Below are 227 nucleotides of genomic sequence, written 5' to 3'. Positions count from 1 at the left end.
TTTACCAGAAAATCCGCGCTTACCGTAATGCGGAAACGGCCAAATCGCTGCTGGGCGAGACAACCCCATCGGTTGTCGTGACTGACCAGTGCGCCAGCTATCACTGGCTGGTCCCATCCCGACATCAGTTCTGCTGGGCGCACATCACCCGCAACCTGCAACAGATGGCCGATTACAGCGGGGGCGGGCTGACCGCGTTTATCGGTCAACGGCTGGTTTTGCTCTGC

1 protein-coding gene is annotated in these 227 nt (G+C 59.0%); it reads left to right on the top strand.

Annotated features, from left to right (window positions below; genetic code table 11):
- The coding region (locus AAC854_RS23730) for an IS66 family transposase (protein WP_340619199.1) at positions 1 to 227 on the top strand (227 nt) is incomplete at both ends.

Origin of the sequence: Xenorhabdus entomophaga (assembly GCF_037996725.1) — a bacterium.
Lineage (GTDB): Bacteria > Pseudomonadota > Gammaproteobacteria > Enterobacterales > Enterobacteriaceae > Xenorhabdus > Xenorhabdus khoisanae.
Note: the sequence above shows the minus strand (reverse complement) of the source record. Positions and strands in the feature narration are given on the sequence as shown.